Source organism: Ancylothrix sp. D3o (genome assembly GCF_025370775.1).
GTDB lineage: Bacteria > Cyanobacteriota > Cyanobacteriia > Cyanobacteriales > Oscillatoriaceae > Ancylothrix.
The window spans coordinates 89266-113200 of sequence record NZ_JAMXEX010000012.1; the positions used below are offsets into that span (position 1 = coordinate 89266).

Here is a 23935-nt window from a genome sequence, read left to right on the forward strand (position 1 = left end):
TCTGCGGTAGAAAACCCCTGATGCTTAAAGCCATAAAATCCAAAAAAAACACCCTGTATAAATCCGACCTATCCTGAAAACTTACTAAATTACTTTTCCCTAAAAACGAAGCCAAGCACGAAAGCGACTTAAAACCGCATAAAAGCGAGGAAAAACTCTTTGAAAAGAAAACCCAGGCAAATTTCTATTCTTAGCAGAAAACATAGGAACTTCCGATGCTGGCCTGCCATACGGCCCCTCCCGTAAAGCCTTTGCCAAAGCCCCATCATTCTCTCTTAACCCTTCATAAAAAAACAAAACTTCCCCTTGAATTCCCACCGAACGATTATACTCAATTTTCCTAACTAAATCTTCCGCACTGATACGATATGGCCCCAATTTAATCAAAATTCCAGGGAAAAGTTTTGGTAATTGTTCCGGCGTAAATTGCTCGGTAACAAGTTTATCTATGAGGCTTTTATAACTTCCAAAATCGCGGCGGTAAAGTTGGGGGTGAATCAAATCAACTAACTGACGGTTAACCCAGGTTTTTGAATCTTGCAAATACTCATCCAAGCCCCATTTATAAATATTGGGTGACATCGAAACTGCTATCTCTGGTTTCAGCGCTTTTACTTCAGTGTAAATACGTTCTAAAAAGCCGGTGAGAATATCAGCACGCCACTGTACCCATTGGGGATCTTTTGGATTTTGCGGGGGGTCTTTTTCAAACATTTGCCGGTAACGTTCAATTGTTGCCACATCATACCCTCCCTCCGAAGGAAAAGCCGGCATTCGATCATCGCCTTGAACGCCATCAATATCATAATTTTTGACAACTTCCAAAACCATATTTAACATAAATTCTTGCACTTGCGGATCAAGAGCATTCATCCACTCAAAGCCGTTTTTATTCAGTAAATTACCGGCCTGGTCTTTGGCCCCCCATTCAGGTTTTTTAGCCAGAAGATGACCACCATTAAGGTTATACGAAGTCGCAAACCCATATTCAAACCAAGGAATAACTTTTAAATTAACTTTTTTAGCTTCTTCTATTAATTCTGCCAGCGGATCTCGACCTTTATAAAGCGGATCAATTTCTACGCCAAAATTTTCCAGCATGACTTGGCTGGGATACATTGTTAGGGCTTTATTCCAAACCACCGGAAACACAAAATTAAAGCCGGTTTCCGCCAGAAACTCCATTGCTTCTTTAATATTGTCCCGCGAATGTAATACCTTACTGGCGGTATTTGTTAGCCATACTCCACGCAATTCCATAATCTTTTTCCGTAGGTTTTTGAGGTTGGCAGGGTGGGTTTTCCCACCCAGAGGTTTAACCGGCAGAATTACTTCGCCAACGACGAGCAAATTCTTCTAAAATTTGCGCGGAAACTTGCGATTGTAACCATTGTAAGGCTGCATCTTGATGCGGTTGTGCCTGATAAAACTTACACACATCCAACAACTGAATCGGCAAAATTAAATTTGAATTTCGCCACTTTTTAGCAAACTCTTGTAACGTCGCTGACGGAATTTGTCCTTGCAGCCAAACAAGCGCTAAATTTTGATTTGATTTGCTCTGATAAAACCGGCACACATCTAACAAGCGAATTCCCGTTGATTGCGAAATAGACTGCGCTCTCCACTCGCGGGCAAACTGTTGCATCACACCTGGAGAAATTTGCCCTTGTAACCACTGTAGTGCCTGTTGCTGAGTCGAGTTTCCTTGATAAAACTTACAGACATCAATTAAACGAATAGGCGACACCGTTTTAGAATTTCTCCACAGTTGAGAAAACCGCTCCATGATGTTCAGCGGAATTTGTTCTTGCAGAGCATCTAATGCCTCATTTTGAAAAGAATATGCCTGATAATACCGGCAGGCATCAAGTAACGTCATGTTATCTAATTTTGGGGCCGGTGTTGGGGTTGGTTTGGGTGCCGGAGAAGGTGTCGGAGAAGGTGCGGGAGCAATGTTAGCTGATGACGAACCATCAAGCAATGCTGTCCAGGTTTCTACCCCCACCAAACCATCCGCTTCTAAACCTCTTCTCCGTTGAAAATCAACGATAGCTTTTTTGGTTGTGTTGCCAAAATATCCATCAATTGTTCCACCATAAAACCCTTTGTCTTTTAGGCATTTTTGCACCGTTTTTACTTTGGAATTTCGCTTGCCTTCCCGCGAAGTTTGGAAGCGGTTTATATCCACCGGCCCTGAGACTCCTTTAACCCTCCCAGAATCGGTAAATTGCCACATTGTCCACACATCCCAACCTCCTGTTACCCAAGGCTCAGGATCGTTGGTATAATGCGCGATCCACAGCGGATAATCGGTAAATTTTTGGATATTTCCAATGCGTTCCCAAAACCCCGGATAAGTGTAAATAATTGGTTTGCGTTTTGTGGCTTTTTCAACAATGTTTAACCAAACGGTCATACGTTCAGCTATAGCGCTGCCACTGACTCCACCGCTAGATTCAATGTCTAAAACTGCCGGCAAGTCTCCTGGTTCAAATTTAACGATTTTTAGGAAATGTTTGGCTTGGGCTTCCGGGTCACTTTGGGGTCGAAAAAAATGATAGGCTCCTCGCAAAATTTTAACCGATTTCATGCCTGACCAATTTCTTGCAAAAGAATCGGCTACAAAGGTTGTTCCTTCGGTTGCTTTGGCAAAAGCAAAGGAAATGCCATCATCGGCAACGGCTCGCCAGTTGACATTTTCTTGAAAGTCTGAAACATCAATTCCGTAAGCGCCCATAATTAATTATTGATTGTCTCTTGTCAGGTGATTGCTGAAAATGCGAAAGATGAAAAGGCAAAAACAGTGTATGAGGAATAGGTAAATTGTAAGATAAAGTTAAAAGAGTTGCACCGGTTTGTTTTAAAGACCGGCTGATAACTATCTTTTCGATTACAGGAATGGGGAAATAAAAAATGGAAGTGATTCCAGCTATTGATTTATTAGAAGGCCGGTGTGTTCGCTTATATCAAGGAGATTACGATAAGGCGGAAACATTTAATGAAAACCCGGCGGCGGTGGCGCAGCAATGGGTCGCGCAAGGTGCAACGCGCTTGCATTTGGTGGATCTTGATGGCGCAAAAAAAGGTGAGCCTGTGAACCGGCCCGCTATTGCAGAAATTGTCCGCTCAACAAATGTGCCGGTGCAAGTGGGTGGCGGTTTACGCGACCGGCAGACGGTGGCTGATATATTGGCCCTTGGCGTTGACCGCGTGATTTTGGGTACAGTTGCGGTAGAAAAGCCCGATTTGGTAAAGGAGTTGTGTCAAGAATTCCCTGGTCAAATTGTGGTGGGAATTGATGCGCGTAATGGCAAAGTTGCCACGCGAGGCTGGTTGGAAACTTCCGAGGTTTTAGCAACCGATTTAGCTCAGCAAATGGCGAAATTAGGCGCTGCGGCGATTATTTATACGGATATTCACCGGGATGGGACGCTTTCTGGCCCGAATATGGCGGCGTTGCGGGAAATGGCGGCGGCGGTGGATGTGCCGGTGATTGCTTCTGGGGGGGTAAGTTCGGTGACAGATTTGCTGAGTTTGCTTGCTTTGGAACCGCAAGGCGTGACTGGTGTGATTGTGGGAAGAGCGTTATATACGGGCGATATTTCGCTGAAAGAGGCCATTCAAGCGGTGGGAGAGGGCCGGTGGCAAGATGTGCCTCCTGATTTAGGTTCTTCTGGTTTTGCTTAATTTTGCTTTATAGAGTTTTAGATACGGCGCTATGGCAAAAACCCGGTTTTTTTTCAAGAAACTGGGTTTTTAGAACGCCAGATTCATTGTGTGGTTAAATTAAAAAAGTTTTTAGCTTTTGGTTAGTATAATGAAACCTTTTTATTCAGTTGCGATTAAGGAATGTGGGGAAAGTTTGGTGGCAATTCCGCCAGAAAAGTTTGCTTTGGTTTCGCCGCATCCTTATCAAAAACTCGGTGCGCCGTATGGGGGAAAATCGCCTTTTTTTGTGCGCGAAAGTGTGCTGGCGGCTTTGTTGAAGGCCCAAGAATTTTTACAAGAAAGTTATCCTCTTTGGAGTTTGCAAATTTTTGATGCTTACCGGCCGGTTTCTGTTCAGAAATTTATGGTGGATTATAGTTTTCACCAATTGTTAGAAATTGAAAATTTAAAAGCGGAAAATTTAACTCAAATTCAGCAGCAAGAAATGATGGAGCGGGTTTATCAGTTTTGGGCTCGTCCGAGTTTGGATCTGGCGACTCCACCACCGCACAGCACCGGCGCGGCGGTGGATGTGACTTTAGTTGATGAAAAAAAAGAGCCGGTGAATATGGGTTCGCCTATTGATGAAATTTCCCCGCGTTCTTTTCCCGATCATTTTGGGGAAAGTTGCCAAGCCCAAGAAATGCAATATCACACCCACCGCTGCATTTTAAAAGACGCTATGTTAAGGGCCGGTTTTCTTCAACATCCCTCGGAATGGTGGCATTTTTGTTTGGGTGATCAAATGTGGGCTTGGTTAAGCGGTGAAAGTTGCGCTCGTTATGGTCGTTTGGAATGAATAATTGCTGGCAAAATTTACTTTTATTACTGTTTTATTGGCCTGCCATTCCTACACGAGATAATACAATGCGGTTAAATTCTTCGCGTCCGGTTTGCAGGTTTGCCGGCACTCCATTGGGGTATTGTTCGGCGATCAGAGTGTTTAATTGTTGCGCTCGGTTCCCCGGATTCGGGTGACTGCTGAGAAATTCTGGCTGTTTGCCTCCTTTGCTCGCTGCGTCAAGGATCTGCATGACTTCGATCATGGCTTTTGGGTTATAACCGGCTTCACTCATAAACCGCACTCCCAGCCGGTCGGATTCGAGTTCATCCTGGCGACCATAACGCAAACCCACCATTTGATTGACGGCTTGGGCGATGACGGCGCTTTCTCGGCCTCTTCCGTATTCATCAGTGGTGGCAACGCCAACAGCGGTTACAAGGGCTGCACCGAGTTGTTGTTTGGCTAAGTGTTCGGCACCGTGTCTTGCGATGACATGACTGATTTCGTGGGCAAGGACACCGGCCAGTTGTGCTTCACTTTGCAAACGCCGCATTAAACCCATCGTAACGAAAATTTGTCCGCCTGGTAGGGCAAAAGCGTTGACGGTTTGAGGATCTCGTAATAAGTGAAAATCAAAGGGATAGCCGGCTTGGGCGGCGCCTGACTGCTGGACAATTTTTAAGCCAACGCTATCTATATAATCTTGTAAAACTTTATCTTGATAAAGTCCGCCAAATTCTTGTGCCATTTCTCCCCGCGCTTGTAACCCCAGGGCGACTTCTTCTTGAGGGGTCATTTTTACGCGCTGTGTTTCTCCTGTGATAGGATTTTTTACGCCGCTTGCCAAATAGCTAATTAGTCCGAAAAAGGCAACTAATAGCCCCATTCCTAAACGAAACAGCCCACGATTCACTGCTTTTTTCTCCCTACTCTTTTAACAGGAAACTAGCATCCGGGGCTGTTGAAAATCATCTACCTAGAGGTGTCTTTCAAAGGGGTGTTTTTCGGAGTTATCTTTCTTTAAGAATATACCTTTAGTAGTAGGTTGGGTTGAGAAACGAAACCCAACCTACAAAGGCACTAGACAATAATTTTACAACCGGCGCTCTAATTTTAAAACATCGCCGCTAGAGAGTTTTTGGGCGGTGGCTGTCAAATCTATCCAAGCTGGTAGCTTAGAGTTTTGAATGCGTTTTATTTGGGTATTTGCACTTGTTAAACTGCTGCCAATTCCTACTGCTATGACGTTTTCCCAATTATCACATTCTAATTCATCAATTACTAGCAACTGGCCGGTTTGCCAACGCAGCCGGCGAGTAAAATGCAAGGGTGGATTTTGTTGCCGATTTTTTGGATGGTGTAGGCTGATAAGTTGGGGAAAAAAGCGGCCTAGACTGAGGGCAATTAGTCTCTGCAAAATTAATTTTTTTGGGGTGAGGTTTTGCTGTTTTACCCATTGCAATTGACCTTGAATGATTATTTGCTCTTTTTCGAGTTCTATGGTGTTTTGGGATGTTAAGTTTGCGGTGTAGTTTTTGATTTGATTGTTTTGGTTAATTACAACAGAAAAGTGTGTATCAGAGGCAACTAATTTGCCGTCTCGAAACAGTTTAAAAGCTCCTCCTTGACTGAGGACAACATATAGTTCTGTGTTGGCTGAGGGACGTTGGGTGGGTGGCGCGCTGGGGAGAGTTGGACTGTTGGTAAAGTTGCGCCGGTCAATAAAAATTTGGGCTTGCTGAAACCAAAAACGACTGATGGGACGGGGTGCAGCAAGGGGCCGGTCGGAAACAAAATCTCGCCCTGCAAGTAAATAATTACTGACATAAAGAGGGGTGTTTCGTTCATCGCAAAAAGGGGGAAATATGCCGGTGGCGATTGCTTGCAAAAAAGTATCATTGATGCGTAAAGCTTCGGGCAACCAGCGACCAATTAATTCAAAGCCGTGCGGGAAAAAATAATCTCCGCCGTTTCTATTGTCTCCGCCATAGGAGCCATCGGGATGAATTAATTGGCCGGCAAATTCTATGGCTTTGATGAGGCTTTCTCGGAGTTTTGGATCGGGTTTGAGTTGATAGAGTCTGGCTAAATGAGAAAGGGTTAGGGTATGATACCCAGGGTCACATCCGTTATTTTCTGGAAACCAACCTTCTTGGGTTTGAGATTGTAAAAGTTTTTCTAAAAATGCTGCTTTGGCGCGTTTCCATTTGGAGGTTTTATAAAGTTGAGAAAGCAGTTCTAAGCAAAGGATAATTGCGGCTAATATATGCGTGGGATGGGTTATTTGATGGTGGTTTGCTAACCAGTCGGCTCGCTTTTCAAAAAAATTGAGAACTTCGGGGTTATCTAGTTCAAGTAAGACGCAAGTTTCTATGCAGGCTAAAAGGGAAAAGGCGGTGGCTTTGCTATCTCTGTCATAGGGAAAATAGTTGTCGCAGGAAAAGTCTGGGTGGGCGCTTTTGGCTGCATAAAAGATGCCGGCTTCTATCCATTGACGCAAGGCCGGTTGTTGGTAATAGGGATTTTCTGGAATGTTTAAGTCATAAACTAAGGCGAGGGGCCATACGCATTCAATGGCGGTGCCGGTGGGAAAATCGGTGATTTTGTGGTGCCAGAAGTTGCGGTCAAAACTGCCGTAGGTGGGGCTGTGGGGGTTGCTATCGAGGCGACTCAAGATGTTTGGAATTTGGGCGAGGGCTTGCTGAATAAATAAATTTCTCATAAAGATTTTTATGTTGTTTTGTTGGCTGAGTGGTTGGAGAAATTGGTTAATTGTGGGATTTTTTTAAGTGCCAATAAATTCTATTTAAACAGAATGTCGTGTTTGACGGCTAAATTTGTTTAATTTTGTCATAAAAGCTACATTATTATGGGAAAATCGGCGAAATTTTGCCACATTTATTACAAGTTAGGGGCTAGGGGTAATCAGTTTGTTTAGTTATTTAAATTTTAGTCTATTTTGGTTTAAATTAATAGCGCTAATAATGAGTTTTGATTGGTTGTGTATTTTACGGTTCAGCTAAATTAATGCTAATATTATTAAGTCGGATGAGGGTTTTTTTTGATGGCTGATGGTTTCATTCTGTCAGACCCGCATTCAACAAATGACCTCACACACCTTTTAAATTTATGCCCCAAATTCAAGACGAAACAATGGGAAAAGTAACAACCACTCTAACGATTATCAACCGGCTCGATCAAGGCAAAGCCGAAGATGGGCTTATTAGCGCGGATCAAGTAAGGTCTGTTGTCCTCAATGATGTGCTGGTAGACACCGGCGCCACCACATTATGTTTACCGGCAGATATCATCGCCCAACTTGGTTTAAAAATCCTTAAACAAGTTGTGATTGAAACGGCAACGGGTATCAGCGAAGCCCGTATTTTTCGAGATGCTACTATTATCTTGCAAGGACGAGAAGGAACGTTTGAATGTTTAGAATTACCAGGAGGAAGCCGGGCACTTTTAGGTGTAATTCCGATGGAAGCATTAGGCATTGAAATAGATTTAAAAAATCAAGCCTTAAAACTGCTGCCAGACGGGCCAACAGAAACTTATTTAACGATACTTTAAAACGTCAGGGCGGTTGAGTGTTAAGAATTATGGCAGAGCGCTAAAATTATTAAGCAGTATAATGTTTTGTCTTCATGTCCAATTTTGTCCCTCTGTCTGACTCGCCAGAAAAAGCCCCAGAATTCCAACTCAACCCCTCTCACGCACATCTACCAGGGAACACCATCCGCATACGCGGAGCCAGACAGCACAATTTAAAAAACATCGACCTCGAATTACCACGCGACCGGCTGATCGTTTTCACCGGCGTTTCTGGAAGTGGTAAATCTTCCCTTGCATTTGACACAATTTTTGCCGAGGGACAACGCCGATATGTAGAATCTCTCAGCGCCTATGCTCGTCAATTTTTAGGACAATTAGATAAACCTGATGTTGATGCCATTGAAGGGTTAAGTCCGGCAATTTCTATTGACCAAAAATCAACCTCTCATAACCCCCGTTCAACGGTGGGGACAGTCACAGAAATTTATGATTATTTTCGCTTACTTTATGGACGGGCCGGTGAGCCCCATTGTCCGATTTGTGACCGGTCAATTGCGCCGCAAACCATTGATGAAATGTGCGACCGGATTTTAGAACTGCCAGACAAAACAAAATTTCAAATTCTCGCGCCGGTGGTAAGAGGAAAAAAAGGCACTCATAGAAAACTCATTTCTTCCCTTGCTTCCGAAGGCTTTGTGCGGGTAAGAATTGATGGCGAAGTCCGCGAACTTTCCGACAGCATCGAATTAGATAAAAATCTTTCTCATACCATAGAAATTGTAATTGATCGGCTGATCAAAAAAGAAGGCATCCAAGAACGTCTTTTCGATTCGCTTAGCACTTGTTTAAAACATTCAGAAGGAATTGTTTTAATTTTAGCAGCCGAACCGGATGCCAAAAATGAGCGAGAAATTGTTTTTTCTGAAAACTTTGCCTGTCCGGAACATGGCGCAGTTATGGAAGAACTTTCACCGCGTTTATTTTCTTTTAATTCGCCTTATGGTGCTTGCCCAAATTGTCATGGATTGGGCAGTTTGCGAACATTTTCGCCAGAATTAGTAGTGCCAGATTTGAATGCGCCGGTGTATAGCGCCGTTGTACCTTGGGCAGAAAAAGAAGACCCTTATTATTTATCTTTACTTCACAGCGTTGGGCAAGCCTTTGGTTTTGAATTAAACACGCAATGGAAAAAATTAACCCGCGAACAACAGAAAATTTTGTTCTATGGTTCCGAAGAAGAAATTTTGATTGAAACTGAATCTCGCTACCGCAGCGGACAGGGATATATGCGCCGTTTTCCGGGGGTTATTCCTTTATTACAACGCCAGTATGATGAGACTTCTTCAGAATTACAAAAACAAAAACTTGAGCCTTATGTTCACGAGCAACCTTGCGAAGCTTGTCATGGAAAACGCCTTAAACCAGAAGCCCTGGCGGTGCGCTTAGGAGGCTATAGAATTTTAGAGTTAAGCGGGGTTTCTATTGGCGATTGTTTGGAACGCATTCACAATTTAAAATTAAGTGACCGGCAAGCAAAGATTGCTGATTTAGTCTTGCGGGAAATTCGCGCTCGCTTGCAGTTTTTACTCGATGTTGGCTTAGATTATCTAACGCTGGATCGACCGGCTATGACGCTTTCTGGCGGCGAAGCGCAGCGCATTCGTTTGGCTACGCAAATTGGTTCAGGATTAACCGGTGTCTTGTATGTTTTAGATGAACCTAGCATTGGTTTACACCAGCGTGATAATAATCGTTTGTTGAATACATTAACGAAATTGCGCGATTTAGGAAATACGTTAATTGTTGTCGAACATGACGAAGAAACGATTCGCGCTGCTGATTATTTAGTGGATATTGGGCCAAAAGCCGGTGTACATGGGGGAGAAATTATTGCCCAAGGCGATTTAGAAGCGCTTTTAACGGCAGAAAAATCTCTCACCGGAGCCTATCTTTCGGGGCGAAGTGTCATTGAAACGCCGCCAAAACGAAGAGGTGGCAATGGCAAAAAGTTGATAATGAAAAATGCCAACCGGAATAACTTAAAAGATATTAATGTTGAAATTCCGCTGGGTAAACTTGTCTGCGTAACGGGCGTTTCTGGGTCGGGTAAATCAACTTTAGTTAATGAATTAATGTATCCTGCTTTGCAGCATCATTTAACTAAAAAAGTGCCTTTTCCAAAAGAATTGGAAGCGATGAAAGGATTGGATGAAATTGATAAAGTGATTGTGATTGATCAGTCTCCCATCGGACGCACACCCCGGTCAAATGCTGCTACTTATACAGGAGTTTTTGATATTATTCGCGGCGTTTTTGCGGAGACAATTGAGGCAAAAGCACGGGGGTATAAACAAGGGCAATTTTCTTTTAATGTCAAGGGGGGAAGATGTGAGGCGTGCAGTGGACAAGGCATGAATGTAATTGAAATGAATTTTTTACCTGATGTTTATGTCCAGTGTGAGGTGTGTAAGGGGGCAAGATATAACCGTGAAACCTTGCAAGTTAAATATAAAAACCAGTCGATTTCCGATGTTTTAAATATGACGGTGGAGGAGGCGCTGGAAATGTTTAAAAATATTCCGCGTGCGGCGGGCCGGTTACAAACTTTGCTTGATGTGGGGTTAGGATATATTCAACTCGGACAACCGGCACCAACGCTTTCTGGTGGAGAAGCGCAGCGGGTAAAATTAGCCACTGAATTGTCACGGCGCGCCACAGGAAAAACGCTTTATCTCATTGATGAACCGACAACTGGTTTATCGTTTTATGACGTTCATCAGTTGTTAAATGTGTTGCAGCGTTTGGTGGATAAAGGTAATTCTATTTTGGTGATTGAGCACAATTTAGATGTGATTCGCTGCTCGGATTGGGTGATCGATTTGGGGCCAGAAGGAGGCGATAAAGGCGGCGAAATTATTGCTTTTGGCACGCCCGAAAAAGTAGCGGAAACTCCGGGGAGTTATACGGCGCAATATTTGAAAAAAGCTTTGCAATATTATCCGCCAAAAACTTGAATAGATGGAGCATTGGCAGGTGGGGGGATGGCAGGCAAGATGCCTGCTCCACAGTGGGGCAGGCATCTTGCCTGCCGGCTTTTTTCTACCTAAGTTTTTACTCAAATTCATACTCCTTAAATCGCCGCCAAAATACGCCGGTATCGCGCCTCTACACCCATATAAATGCCATAGGAAAGTAACCCCAGGGCCACAAGTAATAAAATCCAAGGGCCATAAGGTTGTGCGGCTAAGGCTTGCAACGCACCGGCCAGTCCCCGCGCTTGATTTGGATCAGCTTGGCGAGCAGCTTGAATTAAAAACAAGCCAATCACAATAAAGTTAACTCCCCGCGCTGCTAAACCAAACCGGCCTAAACGAGTTGCCCAAGTTTCCTCAGTTTGGCTCATTTGATTTAACTTTAATTTTTGGCGGAACTTAGCTTTATAAGCTTTATAAAAATGGTAGAAACCCAGGCCAATAATAAAAGCTCCAAAAAGTCCCACTAACCACTGCCCAAAGGGTTGAGAAAGTACCTTTGCTGTCCAATCTTGGGCCGAATTTCCACCGCTACCACCCCCTGTACCTAAGACCATTTGAAAGGCAGTTAAAGAAAGGCCGGCATAAATTAAACCGCTGATGACATAGCCAAGACGTTGTAGTAAACCTTTGGCATCTGAGCCTTTATTTTCGGGGTCTTTGATGGCTTGCACAAATCGCCATAATACATAGCCAATTAAGCCAATTCCTACTAAGGTCAGCAAAAATTTTCCGAAGGGTTGCGTAATAATTGCTTCTAAGGCACCGCGTGTATCGGTTGTTTTTCCGCCGGTACCAACTGCGGCTCTTATTGCTAGTAACCCGATGATTGCATAGACAATTCCTTTCGATGCCAATCCAAATCTGGCGAGCCGGTCTACCCACTGAGAAGATTGTTGTCGCATTTTTTTATGCTAAAATGTTTTCTACTTTTTTTATACTCTTGAGAGCGGTATAATTACATCCCTCTGGGGAGTTGAATACCTCTTTCAAAAGACATAAATTTTCTCAATCTTTAGGAATATAAGCGGTAGCAATCATGCAAAATTTAAACTATCCTTGGCACCATGATTACATTGTCACTAATGGTGTGAGACTGCATTATGTTACGCAGGGAGAAGGGCCCTTAATGTTAATGCTGCACGGTTTCCCTGAGTTTTGGTATTCTTGGCGCTATCAAATCCCCGAATTTGCCAAAAATTATAAAGTTGTGGCGGTAGATTTACGCGGATATAATGACAGCGAAAAACCCAAAGAACAATCTGCTTATGTGATGGCAGAGTTTATTAAAGATGTGTTAGGAATTATCCGGGGTTTGGGTTATGAAAGTTGCGTTTTGGTGGGGCATGATTGGGGTGGTGCAATTGCTTGGTGTTTTGCATATTCTCACCCGGAAATGGTGCAAAAGTTAATTGTTTTGAATATTCCCCATCCTGTAAAGTTTGCTCAGGGTTTAATGACTCCCCAGCAATTGATGAGGAGTTCTTATATATTTTTCTTTCAGCTTCCTTTGGTGCCGGAGTTGGCAATTCAGGCTAATGATTACCAAGCAATTGAGCGAGCGTTGCGAGGGATGGCGGTTGATAAAACGACGTTTAGTGATGAGGATATTGAGCTTTATAAAAATGCAATGGCAAAGCGTGGTGCTTTGACGGCGGCTTTAAATTATTACCGCAATGCTTTTCAGGGGTTTTTAAGTCAGAAACAATGGGGAGTTTTAGAGGTTCCTACGTTGATGATTTGGGGTGAGGATGATATTCCTTTGGGGAAAGAGTTAACTTATGGAACTGAGGCTTATGTACGGAATTTTCAGCTTCGTTATATTCCAAATTGCAGTCATTGGGTGCAGCAAGAAAAACCGGTTTTGGTGAATGAGTATATGCGGGAGTTTTTGGAAAGTATAATTGTCTAAGCTGGGCATTGCCCAGCCTACAATTTAAACCAATTCTTCAGTCACCACACGACGGATAATTTCTGTTATTTCCGCCGCCATTCTGGCATCAAGTTCTGTGGCTTCCGCATTGGCATCATTTAAACCTTTTACCCCCCGCAAAGCCATTGCTAAAGTGCGTAATTTTGCCGGCTTTCCTTTGGCTTTTGGGCGCCGGTCAATAAACTGCACCAACGCCACATAACACATTTCTGTTTGATTGCGAGCCGAACTGCGTCCAAACCCCATTTTAGAAATAATTACCGGCGATTTTATTTCACTTGGTAAACCCAGTTTTTCCAAAGCCACATCTACAAAGCGAGCAGATTCTAACCCCATTGCTCGAATTACAGATTCCAAACTATCCCACTGGGCGCCGGGTAAGCGCGACGCTTGCGGCAAATAAAAATGCCATCCTAACATCGAAATCATCCGCGTTAAATCGTAAGCAGATAGCGCATTTCCTCCTTTTTCGCTGGCCGGTGCAGCCGTTAATACAACTTTTTTTAACTTCTGATCGTAGAGTTCTGGCGACTCAATAAACGCCCCTTCGCCATAGTTTCCGCGAAATACTAAGCCGGTGTTTCCTGTGATTTTCTTCAGCCAAGCTTCCAACCCCGGATAAGTTTCAAATCGCTTAAACATTGCCGCGATAGAGTTAGAAGTTCCTATTTTGTTGGCGTAGGTTACTACATCGCTGACTAAATCATAAAATTTAAACCAAGCTCCATCCTTGGGGTCTCTCACAGCACAATTATCAACATCGCAACCAGCAAATTTACTATTAGCTTGGCTCACTAAATTTAAAATACTTATAAATTTAGTCGTACTCCAAAATTGTGTCAAAGTTAAAGATTTTTTCCCCAGCCAGCGCGACCGAAATTGACCGCCAACAAAACTACCCAAACAAACACAAGCTTCTGTGATATCCGAATGCAAAAAACTCAGTCCGTTATCATCAATTTTTGGAAATTCCCCCACTTTAGGATAAGGAGTGTAGGTCACAGTAACCGAAGTTTTTGCCTGTGTTACTTTTTCGCCTAACGATGTTACCTCGAGGTCGTCGGGTTTTTCTTTTAGCCGCAAAGGATAACTACTAACGTCTGCTTTATAAGGCGAATTATTAATGCCGCGATCTAAAAAAGCTAATTTATAAGCATCATAGCCGGCCTCCGCTTTTAAAAAATCTTTAAATACTTGGTCGCGGGACGTTGCCACATATAACTTGAACATCGACCCCTCAAGTTTAATTAGCACTTCGGCAAAACGTTTATCAAATTTGCCGGTTTTCATACTGTCAAGATTGACTGTTTTGCAAAATTCACTAATTGCCGAATCTGTACGCGGCCCATAGCTGCCATCAATCCATCTGCCGGTGGGATATAACCCCAAATAACTTAACTGTTTTTGGATTTGCTTAAGCAATTCTTCATCTGTTTTTAGCTTCTCCAAATCGATGACTAAATTTTTTTCAATGATATCTTCTAGCCGCATAATTTAAACCTCTTAAAACCTCAAAGTTTTTCCTGTTTTTCAGCTTTTCTACTCCCTAAATAGAGCATTTTCCCAAAAAATAATAGTGAAAACGCTTCCACATCAGGTTAGCTTAGTTAATGAAATTTAGTTAACCACCATAATATACCTCTCTGACTCAACTCTCCAAAAAAGTATAAATTCTTCAGAAATGCGATCCGCCGGTGGCCGCCATTCTCCTAGCCTTGCATTTTTAATTCAAAACCTTTAGCGTCGGCAGACAGCACTTATCCCCCAAACCTCTTTACCATTCCACACAGCCCCTCGCTTTGTTTTAAGCTTACAAACTTCAAGTTACAAGATACCTCCTTCTCAGTCAGGAATTTTCTTCAAACTTTTTTCACTCTCCTGCTGCTTTTATCCCACCAAAAATTCTACTACCGCAAGCCCGACAGCCCAGCCCTTCATAAAAATTAACGCTTTTCCAACTTTTGACACAACTTTTCGCCCCTCAGCTTGGTCTCTGTTTGCGCTTGCTGATTGCGTCTTAAAATCTCATCTCAACCGCTTAACTCCTAAATCATATAAAATTAAATTAGTCTCCGAGATTATTGCACTATGATAAACCCTTTTGAACGCTTAAAACATCTCCCTTGGCTGTCTTTACTTCAAGTTGCTGCTATCGTCACAGCTTTTGCCTCTGTGCTTGAATTTATAATCGCATTAAGTGCCACTCAATTTGCCCCCATCCAAAGCAGCTTACGACTTTTATATAGCCCCCCTTTAGGAATCATTCTCCCCTTACTTACCGCCGCAGGAGTTGGGGCTTTATCTGTCTATATTTTAGAGCGTTTTTTCCGCGAAGTTTATATAGATCGTTCCAGTTTATGGGCATTAGTACCGTGTTTTGTTCTCACCGTTTTATTAAAATCTCTCTTACCCCTTCCCAGCTTTCTCGTCGGTTTTAGTCAGCCGGAAATTGTCTCTATAATTGTCGGAATTTTTTGGAAAGGCCGGCCCTACTGGCGATAATTATCTTCCTCTTAAAAAGTCGTCTTTAGGCATCAATTATCGCCTATACGGCTTTTTGATGATTGGCTTTTATTCCCCTTTAATAGGCTTTATAAAAACCTCGCTCTTCCATTTTTATCTAATTTAAAAAAAAATAACTTAAGCTTTTCTAGGACTAGGCAAAAAACCTCTGCTAAAATATAACTCTAAAGGCGAGAAAACTTTGGGGTGCAAAAACCTCGCCCACCATAAAACAAGTGCTAAAAAATACAATATGCAAACAGCTAAACTGCCGGCCGGCCCCCAGACTCCCCAATGGTTGCAGAAGCTAGAATGGATAATGCGCCCCCTCGAATTTATGGAAAATTGCGCTGAAGAATATGGCGAGATTTTTACCGCCCGATTCGGCCCAAAATCTACGCCTGTAGTATTTATAAGTCACCCGGAAGCCATCAAACAAATCTTTACCACAGACCCGAAAAAATTAGATGCCGGTAAAGGAAACGGCATGAAATTAAACTTATTAAGAGAGCAATCTTTAATCAGCTTAGACGGCGAAGTTCACCAAAGTCAGCGAAAGTTATTAACTCCCCCCTTTCATGGCGAACGAATGCGAACCTATGGGCAAATGATCAGCGAAATTACCGAACAAGAAACAAACCGCTGGCCGGCCAAAAAATCCGTTAACATTCTCCATTCCATGCAGGTTATTGCCCTCCAAGCCATTGTCCAAGCCGTCCTGGAAATAATAACTCTAGAAGCGAAAAACTTCAACAAATTCTTACAGAAAGACTGCAAATAGTCAATTCTTCTCTCAGCACAGCCGTCTTATTTTTCTCATTTTTGCAAAAAGATTTTGGCCCCCCTAACTCCTCATGCCAAATTAAAAAAATTTTGCCCAATTTGAAATGAAAATTATCCTCGCCAAAATTTTGTCTAGCTGGCAATTAAGCTTAGCCGATGATAAACAAGAAATACCCGTTCGCCTGGGACTATTAATTGCGCCGGCTAGGGGAGTCAGAATGATTGCCAAACCCCTCACCTCAATCTAAATTAATTTAAGCACAACTAAATTCCCCTTCCCCACACCCTTCTTAACTTTTAACTTTCCTCAAAACCTATTCCAGTTTCCCTTCCAAAACCGGCCACCCCTCTAAGGATAGACTCTTATTATTTCTTAATAAAAGCTAGGCGTATTGCTTAACCCTTACCTAGAAGAGATAGTCTTATTTATATCATTAGATAGATGATACTCCCTGATTCAAATTGTTAATCTTAAAATAACAAAAACACAAAATATTCAAGGAAAAAACACTATGAACCTACTTGCTTGGATCGTTTTAGGATTAATTGCCGGTGCCATCGCCAAAGCAATTTATCCTGGTGCTCAAGGCGGCGGCATACTTTCTACAATGATCTTAGGAATTGTTGGCGCCTTTATCGGCGGAACCTTAGCAACTTTTTTAGAAACCGGTGCACTCCAACTCACCGCCGCAAGTTTAAGCATTCCGGGAATTTTTATCGCCGTTTTAGGGGCACTTGTAGCCATCTGGGGCTGGTACATGATCAACCGTCGCGCCTATTAATTATGCCCGCTTGGTTGTGCCAAACTCAAACCTCAGCCCAATTAAATACAATTCAAAAAAGCCGGTTTTTCTTTAAGAACCGGCTTTTTAAAGCATCTCAAATAAAATATATACCTGTTTTCATTGATATTCAGATAAACATTAAATTTCTAATCAACCAATATATTCTCCGAAAAGAGGCAATTTTTATTACTTATTCCCCATTTCTAATCAACTTTCTCTTCCCGAACCAAAGTTAAACTCACCCATTCCCCCTTCTCACTATACCGGCGAATCATTCGCAGCCTTAAATTCGGCTCAACTAACCACCCCGCCTCCAAAAAAAACCCCTCCCTCAACTTAACAACCCCCGGAATATTAGCCGAACCACCATCAGGTAACAAAAGCACCGTATTTTTTTCAAACTTTATTTTATTTCCCTCTACAACCCCAGTAGAAGAAAGCGTTTTTATCCCATTTCCGATATCAAAAGAAAGCTCTTGCTTAACATTCCCATCCCCTAAATCTTCAAACTTCAAACTCGAAGAAAAACTATCAGCCCCACGCCAATCAGGATAAAGCGTCACCCCCTGTCCCCGCCACTCACCAAATAACTGATTAACCGTCAAAATCGGTCGCTCAATTGCATTTGAACCCGCCTTTTTTTCCCGAATTAAAGTCAAACCCGATAACTTCCCCTCACTCCCCGAAAAAATCTGCACCAAACGAAAACGCCGATCATCATTAATAAATCCAAACTCCGCCCCAAAATTCACATTAGGAGCCAATTGAATAGTACCCTGAGAAAACGCCCCATCCTCAAAAAATAAAATATCTCCTCCCACCGTTTCATATTCCCTAACCAACTCATTTGGGGGTTCGCTTTCGCCAGACGACCACAGGCGCAAAGTCAGCCGCACTTTTTCATTATTCTCTAACCCCTCCAAAATCAAAACACTTTTGATATCATTAACAACCTCCCCACTCGGAGACATTGTAGTAAAAGAACCCTGCCACTCAGCCAAATTTTTCAAAAAATTATTCCATTGAAAACTCATAGCTTTAACCTAATTTTTACTCGAAATTTTCCCTAAGCAAAACAATTATAAACCGGCCTCTTAAAAGGAAAATTAGATTTCAGACAACCCGATAAAAAAAACTCAACGTTGCCCAAACCCGCATATCTAACGCAAATCCATCCGTCAAAACCCCCATTTCGGCTACACCGGCCACACTGCTATCGTGTAAATCTTGCAAAAGTGCCATCGCCACCGGCATCGGATTCGCCAACACACTCACCGGCTGGCCGTCCGCCTTCGCCGACATCACCGCCGCCAGACCGGCCAAAGTTTTTGTCAAAGGTTCCCGACAGCAAATTAACTGCGCCTCCGCCAGACCCCCCGCACCCCTCAGCAAGAAAGGCCCACCCGAACTTTCCGAAGGAATCGTCATACTCTCACCCGGACGCACCACCCCACTTTCGCCATCCCCCGGATCATAAACCGCACTTGCAAAAGCCCGTCCCCGGTTATCCATCCCTAACAACACATAATATATATCGCTTTCGCTCTCATTATGCAAACGATATTGAATCCGTGAGCCGGCCGGTAAAACCAACGCCGCTTTTTCCTTTAACCCCCCAGAACCCTCACCCTGCAAAGTGCCGCGTTCCTGCAAAACCAGCGATTGATTGTCTTCCACCAACTCCAGCGCCGCCCGACAAGCAAGCAGAGACGAACTTTCATTTGCCGTCAAGCGCCACAACTTCGCAGCCAACAAAATATGAAGGTGAGGAGCCAGACGGCGCACAGCACTTTTCACCGCCTCCCCACCTTCCCCCACCGTATTCGGAATTATATTTTGTGCTAAAGAAAACAACCCATAACTTGTTTTAGCAGCCGGTAGAGCCGCCGCCCCAGCTTGAGCAATCAGCGTTTCCCGCAACCGGCCAAACAAACAATCAGCAGCAAAAGACCCAGCCGCCACCGGCGAAACATTCGGTATCGCCGAAAAAGCAGAAGTAGCATCAACTCGCTCGATCCGCTCCAAACTGCTATCCAACCCCACCGTCAAGCTCACATTACGCGGCACAACCCGCACAGCCTCTCTCACAAATTGGCCCGTCGAGAGTTCTCCCCCACCGGCCAAAACCTGCGCCGTCGCCATCAAACCACTGCGTGAGCGAACAACCATCCAAGCCGGTGTAGCCCCCACAGCCGACAAAATCGAATTCGCCCCATAACAATCTAAAACCTGCGCCGGTAATCCCCCCAACCACAACTGCGCCGTTTTACTCTCCGCATCCCAAGCCGTACAAACCCCATCCGCACCCTGATTTTCCCCCCCCAAAAACGACCTTAAAACCTCCTCACCCTTCTCTTCCAAAGCCAAATTTTCTAACTGCGGGATGTCGATACCCGTTAATCTTTCCACCGTACAAGCCGCTTGATTCAAAATAAAAGTCAGCCTCGAAGCCGGAGTTGTCTGCCATAAAGTTTGCGTCAGCGCATAAGTAAACACTCCCGCACTAAAGCCACTCCATTGCATTTCACCGGCCACTTGCTCCGGGCGTGCCCCCATCAAAACATCTTTTTTGCCCTTTAAATCCCCTGCATTTGCCAACTTGGCTTTTAACGGCTCAATCCACCCTTCCTCCTGTGCCCCCATTTTCCACACCGGCACCGCAGGAAGCGACCGCACCCGCAAAGATCCCTGTAAACTCGACCCCGGATAAACATAACTCGTATCCAGAACCGCCAAAACATTCTCAGCAGAAAGCGAACGCAGCAATAAAAATAAATCTTTAACAGATAAATCATTAATAACCCCATTAGGAGCAGCGCTGATCACCCCATCCACCGGCACCAAAGAACTGCTTTCAGCCCAGCCCAGATCATCCCCCCCTATCTCCATCCGGCGTCCGTAGCCACTAAAATGAAAAACCACCGCATCGCCCGGACGAGCCTGCTCAACCAAATGATCAATAAAAGCCGCCCTAATATTTGCAGCCGTCGCTTGAGAATCCGTCAAAGTCAGAATATCTGCATTTTGAAACCCAAACCTGTAAAGCAACAACTCCCGTTGTAACTCCACATCCGTTAAACAGCCCAAGAGGGGAAGAGAGCCGCCCCCATACTGATTAACCCCCACCAACAAAGCCAACTTTCGCTTGGGTGTTTCCGCCAGTGCCTTAACAAAGCGCGTTTCGGCGCAATCCCAAACAGCCCCACCAAACCCCAACCCAGCCAGCGCCCAGCCGGCCCGTTCCAAAAATTCCCGCCGCTTCAAGGCCATGTCCTATTCCTAGCTTGTCAATTCTAGTTTAGAATTTCTCACGGCTGATAAGAGGAGACTCTTCGACAGACTTGGGAACCGGAAGACATAAATACCCCCCTGATCCCAAGTCCAGCCGGTTCTTTAATAAGAATCCACCGGCACTCGCATCGCCCGCGCCAACTCAGCCGCCACTTCAGGTCGGCTAAACTCAGGCGGCGGAAGTTGACCAGAACGCAACAACTCCCGAACCTTAGTCCCTGAAAGATGAATTCGCTGGTCTGGCTTACTGGGGCTAGTTTTCGTCGTCGCCATTCCCTGCGTAATCTTGCAGAAGAAAGCGTGCTCAAACATCATCGGAGTAATCCCCAACTCCCCAGGCTCAAACTCCTTAAAAATATACTGAGCATCATAAGTGCCATAATAGTCACCCACCCCAGCATGATCTCGACCGACAATAAAATGAGTACAGCCATAATTCTTGCGAATCAAAGCATGGAAAATCGCCTCACGCGGGCCGGCATACCGCATTGCTGAAGGATTAATCGCCAAAATCACACGGTCAGCAGGGAAATATCTTTCCAGCAAAATTTCATAACAGCGCATCCGCACATCTGCTGGAATATCATCTTCCTTTGTCGCCCCCACCAACGGATGTAAAAACAAGCCATCCACTGTTTCCAAAGCACATTTTTGAATATACTCGTGAGCTCTGTGAATGGGATTGCGAGTTTGGAAACCGACCACCGTTTTCCAACCTTTATCCTTGAACATTGCCCGCGAGGCTATCGGATCAACTTGGTAGTTAGGAAAAAAGGGATGAGGTTCTCGTTCGAGCAACCAAACCGGCCCCGCCAAATTAATCGGCCCCTGATCATAAACAACCTTAACGCCCGGATGTTTAATATCATCGGTCCGATAAACATTCACCACTTCATGGGCTTTGTTGTAGCGGTACTTTTGGGTTAACTCTAAAACACCGATAAATTTTCCGCTTGGGTCATCCAAACGAACCCAACTGCCCTCTTTAAGAGAGTCGGCAATTTCCTCACTCACCGCCAATGTCACAGGAACCGACCAAGGCAAATTATTTGCCAAGCGCATATCTGTAACTACGCTTTCATAATCCTTTTGCTCCATAAACCCAATCAGCGGACTAAACCCACCAATTGCAATCATCTGCAAATCGGAAACCGAACGGTTTGTCAGTTCAATGCGGGGTAGCTTCTCTGAGAGGCCAAGAAACTCTTGACGCTGTGCCGGTGTTGCAATGCGATTAACCAAGTGCCCGCCGTGCGGCGCAATTCCTTCTGAATGGTAGCTCAACTTTTTTCCTCTTCTGTTTTAGTAAAAATCTAGGGACTTGCTATCATCCTGCTTGGCTTCTATTTAATCCTATGTCCTACTGTTCGGTAAAGTGTCACGGCCAAAAGTTAATACTAAAAAGTCAAGAGTGAAAAGAAAGATTTTCTCTTCTGACTCTTGACTTTTCAGCCATGACTATTAACTTTCTCAGCGTTGATTCTCAATCACTCCGCCACCCAACAACACATCCCCCTCATACCAAACCGCCGCCTGACCCGGAGTTATGCCAAATTGCGGTTCATCAAATACCACCCGCACTCGACCGTCTTCTAAGGGAATAATCGAGGCCGGCATTGCCTGTGTGCGGTATCTGACTTGAGCTTGAGCGCGAATTGGAGAGACCGGCAGCCCCATTGAAACCCAATTCACCCCCGCTACTGTACATTCTGCTTGATGTACACTCTCCCGATTTCCGACAATTACCTGATTGCGACCGTTATCAATGGCAACCACATAAAGCGGTTCGGCTGCTGCAATACCTATGCCTTTGCGTTGACCGATTGTATAGTGATGAATGCCATCGTGGTATCCTAAAACCTTGCCTTCCAGGTTGACAATTTCGCCTTTTTTCGGTTCGAGATATTTATCCAAAAAAGCCCGCATCGAGCCATTGGATTCCACTAAACACAAATCTTGACTTTCTGGCTTTTCGGCAGTTTTTAACCCATATTCCGCTGCTATCTGGCGTGTTTGGGTTTTGAGCAATTCTCCCAGCGGAAACAAACTTCCCGCTAGTAAATCTTGCGATAAGTCATACAAAAAGTACGATTGATCTTTGCTTTTATCAACCGCTCTCAATAATTGATATCGCCCTGTTTCGGGGTTATATTCAATGCGTGCATAGTGGCCGGTGGCAATTTTGTCAATGCCTAATTTTTCTTTGGCATAACTCAGCATCGGCCCAAATTTCACGCTTTTATTGCACTGCGAACAAGGTAAGGGAGTGACACCGCTACTATATCCCCCCACCAAATAATCGACAATATGCGCCTGAAACACATCTCGGCTATCGACAATGTGATAAGGAACTCCCAATTGTTCACAAATCTGCGCCGCATCTACCATCCCCTCCGAACAGCACTGTCCTTTGCCTTTCATTAGCCAAAGGGTTAACCCCACCACGTCATAACCTTCGTGGTGCAATTTTGCTGCTGCTACTGAACTATCGACGCCACCGGAGAGGCCCACCACAACTTTGTTCATCGTATTTGAACAATTGCTAAAAATTCTTTGTTTTTATAGGCTAACATTGTTGGACAAACAACGGCACCAATCAGGCCGGCTGTGCTATCAACTTCAATTTCAATTTATTTTTTTGAAGTTCTGCACTAATTCGGGGTTTATAGATGGTGTGTGGTGTCTGTGGGAGGTAAATATTTTTTATAAACCTGCCCCTAGTTTTGCCTATTTTCTTGGCAATTTTAACACTTTTCCCCTTTGTTAAACTATTTTTTGTTTGTGGCTTCTAGTGGTTGACTTGTTTTTATACAATATTTTTCACTCCCTAAAATTCCCAACCCTTAGCCTTAGAACACCACAACTATGTTTATATTCAATCGTCTTTTCGGGGGCTTGCTGATGCAAAGTAAAAGTAAAATTTCACTCATCTTTACCAGTATTTTGTTTTTGGGATTGCAAAATAGCGCCTCTGCTGCTGAAATTTTTACCCAAAGTTTGCAACAAACTAGGCCATCTCAACTTCTGGCACAAAGTAATTTGCGGTATCGGGTTTTTGTGAATGGAAACAGTCGGCTACTCTTAGAACAAGTACAAAAAATAGCACCGGACGCATTTACTAGGCAGGATGGCCAGCGTGATGTCATTCAAGCGGGTGCTTTTGATAACCGTCGTGATGCCAGAGAACGAGTCCAAGAACTCGAAAATATCGGCATCCAAGCCAGAATTCAAGAAGGTGCTGTTCCCATAACAAGTTACAATCCAAATCGTCCTAATGATCAATGGGACTATGATTCTACCGGCTATTTTGTGGTCATCCCGGCACCCGAACGAAATTTACAAGATATTCAAGAACAAGTCCGCCGGCTGGCTTTGCGACAACAGCAAGATGATCCTGCCGTCCGTTGGCGAAATCAACCGCGTGGCTCTCATGTGATTGTTGGGCCGTTTGATGACCGGGCCATTGCCGAACGCTGGAACCGTTATCTTAAAGATTTTGGTTTGAGTAATGCGCGGGTTTACTATGGAAAGTAGGCATTATTGCATCTCAAAAATTTTG

Annotated in this window: 20 protein-coding genes; 10 read left to right on the plus strand and 10 right to left on the minus strand. The window is 44.0% G+C overall.

What is annotated here, in order from left to right:
- Positions 1-99: 99 nt before the first annotated feature.
- Positions 100-1260, minus strand: coding sequence for a glycoside hydrolase family 10 protein (locus NG798_RS18945; protein ID WP_261225333.1), 1161 nt, complete (start codon positions 1258-1260; stop codon positions 100-102).
- A 55-nt stretch (positions 1261-1315) separates the two neighbouring features.
- Positions 1316-2740: a GH25 family lysozyme gene (locus NG798_RS18950; protein WP_261225266.1), complete on the minus strand. Its 1425-nt coding sequence runs from the start codon at positions 2738-2740 to the stop codon at positions 1316-1318.
- A 176-nt stretch (positions 2741-2916) separates the two neighbouring features.
- On the opposite strand from NG798_RS18950, the gene hisA reads away from it, so the two are divergent.
- Positions 2917-3690 carry a 1-(5-phosphoribosyl)-5-[(5-phosphoribosylamino)methylideneamino]imidazole-4-carboxamide isomerase gene (gene hisA, locus NG798_RS18955; protein ID WP_261225267.1) on the plus strand — a complete coding sequence of 258 codons (774 nt, stop codon included), beginning with the start codon at positions 2917-2919 and terminating at the stop codon, positions 3688-3690.
- Between the two features lie 130 nt (positions 3691-3820).
- Positions 3821-4510 (plus strand): M15 family metallopeptidase, encoded by a 690-nt coding sequence (locus tag NG798_RS18960; RefSeq protein WP_261225268.1) that lies wholly within the window; start codon positions 3821-3823, stop codon positions 4508-4510.
- Between the two features lie 34 nt (positions 4511-4544).
- On the opposite strand, the gene NG798_RS18965 is transcribed toward NG798_RS18960, so the two are convergent.
- Both NG798_RS18965 and NG798_RS18970 read right to left on the minus strand, forming a co-directional pair.
- Positions 4545-5408, minus strand: a complete 864-nt coding sequence (locus NG798_RS18965) for a M48 family metallopeptidase (RefSeq protein ID WP_261225269.1) — start codon at positions 5406-5408, stop codon at positions 4545-4547.
- A 180-nt stretch (positions 5409-5588) separates the two neighbouring features.
- Entirely contained in the window at positions 5589-7217 is a 1629-nt protein-coding gene (locus NG798_RS18970) for a hypothetical protein (RefSeq protein ID WP_261225270.1), read from the minus strand.
- Positions 7218-7624: 407 nt separating this feature from the next.
- Between NG798_RS18970 and NG798_RS18975 the strand changes: the two genes are divergently transcribed.
- Complete coding sequence (locus tag NG798_RS18975) at positions 7625-8068, plus strand: retroviral-like aspartic protease family protein (RefSeq protein ID WP_261225271.1); 444 nt, start codon at positions 7625-7627, stop codon at positions 8066-8068.
- 74 nt (positions 8069-8142) lie between these two features.
- Positions 8143-11064: an excinuclease ABC subunit UvrA gene (gene uvrA, locus NG798_RS18980; RefSeq protein ID WP_261225272.1), complete on the plus strand. Its 2922-nt coding sequence runs from the start codon at positions 8143-8145 to the stop codon at positions 11062-11064.
- A 116-nt stretch (positions 11065-11180) separates the two neighbouring features.
- Here uvrA and NG798_RS18985 read toward each other — a convergent pair whose 3' ends face one another.
- A complete protein-coding gene (locus tag NG798_RS18985; RefSeq protein WP_261225273.1) occupies positions 11181-11987 on the minus strand; it encodes a DUF1206 domain-containing protein in 807 nt (268 codons plus the stop codon).
- 134 nt (positions 11988-12121) lie between these two features.
- On the opposite strand from NG798_RS18985, the gene NG798_RS18990 reads away from it, so the two are divergent.
- Positions 12122-12994 carry an alpha/beta fold hydrolase gene (locus tag NG798_RS18990; RefSeq protein WP_261225274.1) on the plus strand — a complete coding sequence of 291 codons (873 nt, stop codon included), beginning with the start codon at positions 12122-12124 and terminating at the stop codon, positions 12992-12994.
- Positions 12995-13018: 24 nt separating this feature from the next.
- On the opposite strand, the gene NG798_RS18995 is transcribed toward NG798_RS18990, so the two are convergent.
- A complete protein-coding gene (locus tag NG798_RS18995; RefSeq protein WP_261225275.1) occupies positions 13019-14506 on the minus strand; it encodes a peptidoglycan-binding protein in 1488 nt (495 codons plus the stop codon).
- A gap of 597 nt (positions 14507-15103) precedes the next feature.
- Between NG798_RS18995 and NG798_RS19000 the strand changes: the two genes are divergently transcribed.
- From NG798_RS19000 to NG798_RS19015, 4 genes are all read left to right on the plus strand, one after another.
- The gene (locus NG798_RS19000) at positions 15104-15517 is read left to right on the plus strand and encodes a peptide chain release factor 1 (protein ID WP_261225276.1); all 414 of its coding nucleotides are present in this window, start codon (positions 15104-15106) and stop codon (positions 15515-15517) included.
- Positions 15518-15770: 253 nt separating this feature from the next.
- Positions 15771-16298 carry a cytochrome P450 gene (locus NG798_RS19005; protein ID WP_261225277.1) on the plus strand — a complete coding sequence of 176 codons (528 nt, stop codon included), beginning with the start codon at positions 15771-15773 and terminating at the stop codon, positions 16296-16298.
- A gap of 106 nt (positions 16299-16404) precedes the next feature.
- Positions 16405-16548 (plus strand): cytochrome P450, encoded by a 144-nt coding sequence (locus NG798_RS19010; RefSeq protein ID WP_261225278.1) that lies wholly within the window; start codon positions 16405-16407, stop codon positions 16546-16548.
- 264 nt (positions 16549-16812) lie between these two features.
- Complete coding sequence (locus NG798_RS19015; protein ID WP_261225279.1) at positions 16813-17082, plus strand: GlsB/YeaQ/YmgE family stress response membrane protein; 270 nt, start codon at positions 16813-16815, stop codon at positions 17080-17082.
- 206 nt (positions 17083-17288) lie between these two features.
- Here the strand turns inward: NG798_RS19015 and NG798_RS19020 are convergent, their stop codons facing one another.
- The 4 genes from NG798_RS19020 to mnmA all read right to left on the minus strand — a co-directional run bounded on the left by NG798_RS19020 (position 17289) and on the right by mnmA (position 22902).
- Positions 17289-18119, minus strand: coding sequence for a DUF3598 family protein (locus tag NG798_RS19020; protein ID WP_261225280.1), 831 nt, complete (start codon positions 18117-18119; stop codon positions 17289-17291).
- Between the two features lie 79 nt (positions 18120-18198).
- A complete protein-coding gene (locus tag NG798_RS19025) occupies positions 18199-20355 on the minus strand; it encodes a caspase family protein (RefSeq protein ID WP_261225281.1) in 2157 nt (718 codons plus the stop codon).
- Between the two features lie 123 nt (positions 20356-20478).
- Positions 20479-21660, minus strand: a complete 1182-nt coding sequence (sat, locus tag NG798_RS19030) for a sulfate adenylyltransferase (protein ID WP_261225282.1) — start codon at positions 21658-21660, stop codon at positions 20479-20481.
- Between the two features lie 186 nt (positions 21661-21846).
- A complete protein-coding gene (gene mnmA / locus NG798_RS19035; RefSeq protein ID WP_261225283.1) occupies positions 21847-22902 on the minus strand; it encodes a tRNA 2-thiouridine(34) synthase MnmA in 1056 nt (351 codons plus the stop codon).
- 375 nt (positions 22903-23277) lie between these two features.
- Here mnmA and NG798_RS19040 point away from each other — a divergent pair, with 375 nt between their 5' ends.
- Complete coding sequence (locus NG798_RS19040) at positions 23278-23910, plus strand: SPOR domain-containing protein (protein WP_261225284.1); 633 nt, start codon at positions 23278-23280, stop codon at positions 23908-23910.
- The last annotated feature ends 25 nt before the right edge of the window (positions 23911-23935 follow it).

Bases quoted from the DNA above. Each gene is read 5' to 3' on its own strand.
- NG798_RS18995 (WP_261225275.1), bottom strand. From the start codon at position 14,506: ATGCGGCTAGAAGATATCATTGAAAAAAATTTAGTCATCGATTTGGAG.
- NG798_RS18960 (WP_261225268.1), top strand. From the start codon at position 3,821: ATGAAACCTTTTTATTCAGTTGCGATTAAGGAATGTGGGGAAAGTTTG.
- NG798_RS19025 (WP_261225281.1), bottom strand. From the start codon at position 20,355: ATGGCCTTGAAGCGGCGGGAATTTTTGGAACGGGCCGGCTGGGCGCTG.
- NG798_RS18970 (WP_261225270.1), bottom strand. From the start codon at position 7,217: ATGAGAAATTTATTTATTCAGCAAGCCCTCGCCCAAATTCCAAACATC.
- NG798_RS18975 (WP_261225271.1), top strand. From the start codon at position 7,625: ATGCCCCAAATTCAAGACGAAACAATGGGAAAAGTAACAACCACTCTA.
- NG798_RS19020 (WP_261225280.1), bottom strand. From the start codon at position 18,119: ATGAGTTTTCAATGGAATAATTTTTTGAAAAATTTGGCTGAGTGGCAG.
- NG798_RS19005 (WP_261225277.1), top strand. From the start codon at position 15,771: ATGCAAACAGCTAAACTGCCGGCCGGCCCCCAGACTCCCCAATGGTTG.
- NG798_RS18985 (WP_261225273.1), bottom strand. From the start codon at position 11,987: ATGCGACAACAATCTTCTCAGTGGGTAGACCGGCTCGCCAGATTTGGA.
- NG798_RS19040 (WP_261225284.1), top strand. From the start codon at position 23,278: ATGCAAAGTAAAAGTAAAATTTCACTCATCTTTACCAGTATTTTGTTT.
- NG798_RS18945 (WP_261225333.1), bottom strand. From the start codon at position 1,260: ATGGAATTGCGTGGAGTATGGCTAACAAATACCGCCAGTAAGGTATTA.
- NG798_RS19010 (WP_261225278.1), top strand. From the start codon at position 16,405: ATGAAAATTATCCTCGCCAAAATTTTGTCTAGCTGGCAATTAAGCTTA.
- NG798_RS19015 (WP_261225279.1), top strand. From the start codon at position 16,813: ATGAACCTACTTGCTTGGATCGTTTTAGGATTAATTGCCGGTGCCATC.
- hisA (WP_261225267.1), top strand. From the start codon at position 2,917: ATGGAAGTGATTCCAGCTATTGATTTATTAGAAGGCCGGTGTGTTCGC.
- mnmA (WP_261225283.1), bottom strand. From the start codon at position 22,902: ATGAACAAAGTTGTGGTGGGCCTCTCCGGTGGCGTCGATAGTTCAGTA.
- NG798_RS18950 (WP_261225266.1), bottom strand. From the start codon at position 2,740: ATGGGCGCTTACGGAATTGATGTTTCAGACTTTCAAGAAAATGTCAAC.
- NG798_RS18990 (WP_261225274.1), top strand. From the start codon at position 12,122: ATGCAAAATTTAAACTATCCTTGGCACCATGATTACATTGTCACTAAT.
- uvrA (WP_261225272.1), top strand. From the start codon at position 8,143: ATGTCCAATTTTGTCCCTCTGTCTGACTCGCCAGAAAAAGCCCCAGAA.
- NG798_RS19000 (WP_261225276.1), top strand. From the start codon at position 15,104: ATGATAAACCCTTTTGAACGCTTAAAACATCTCCCTTGGCTGTCTTTA.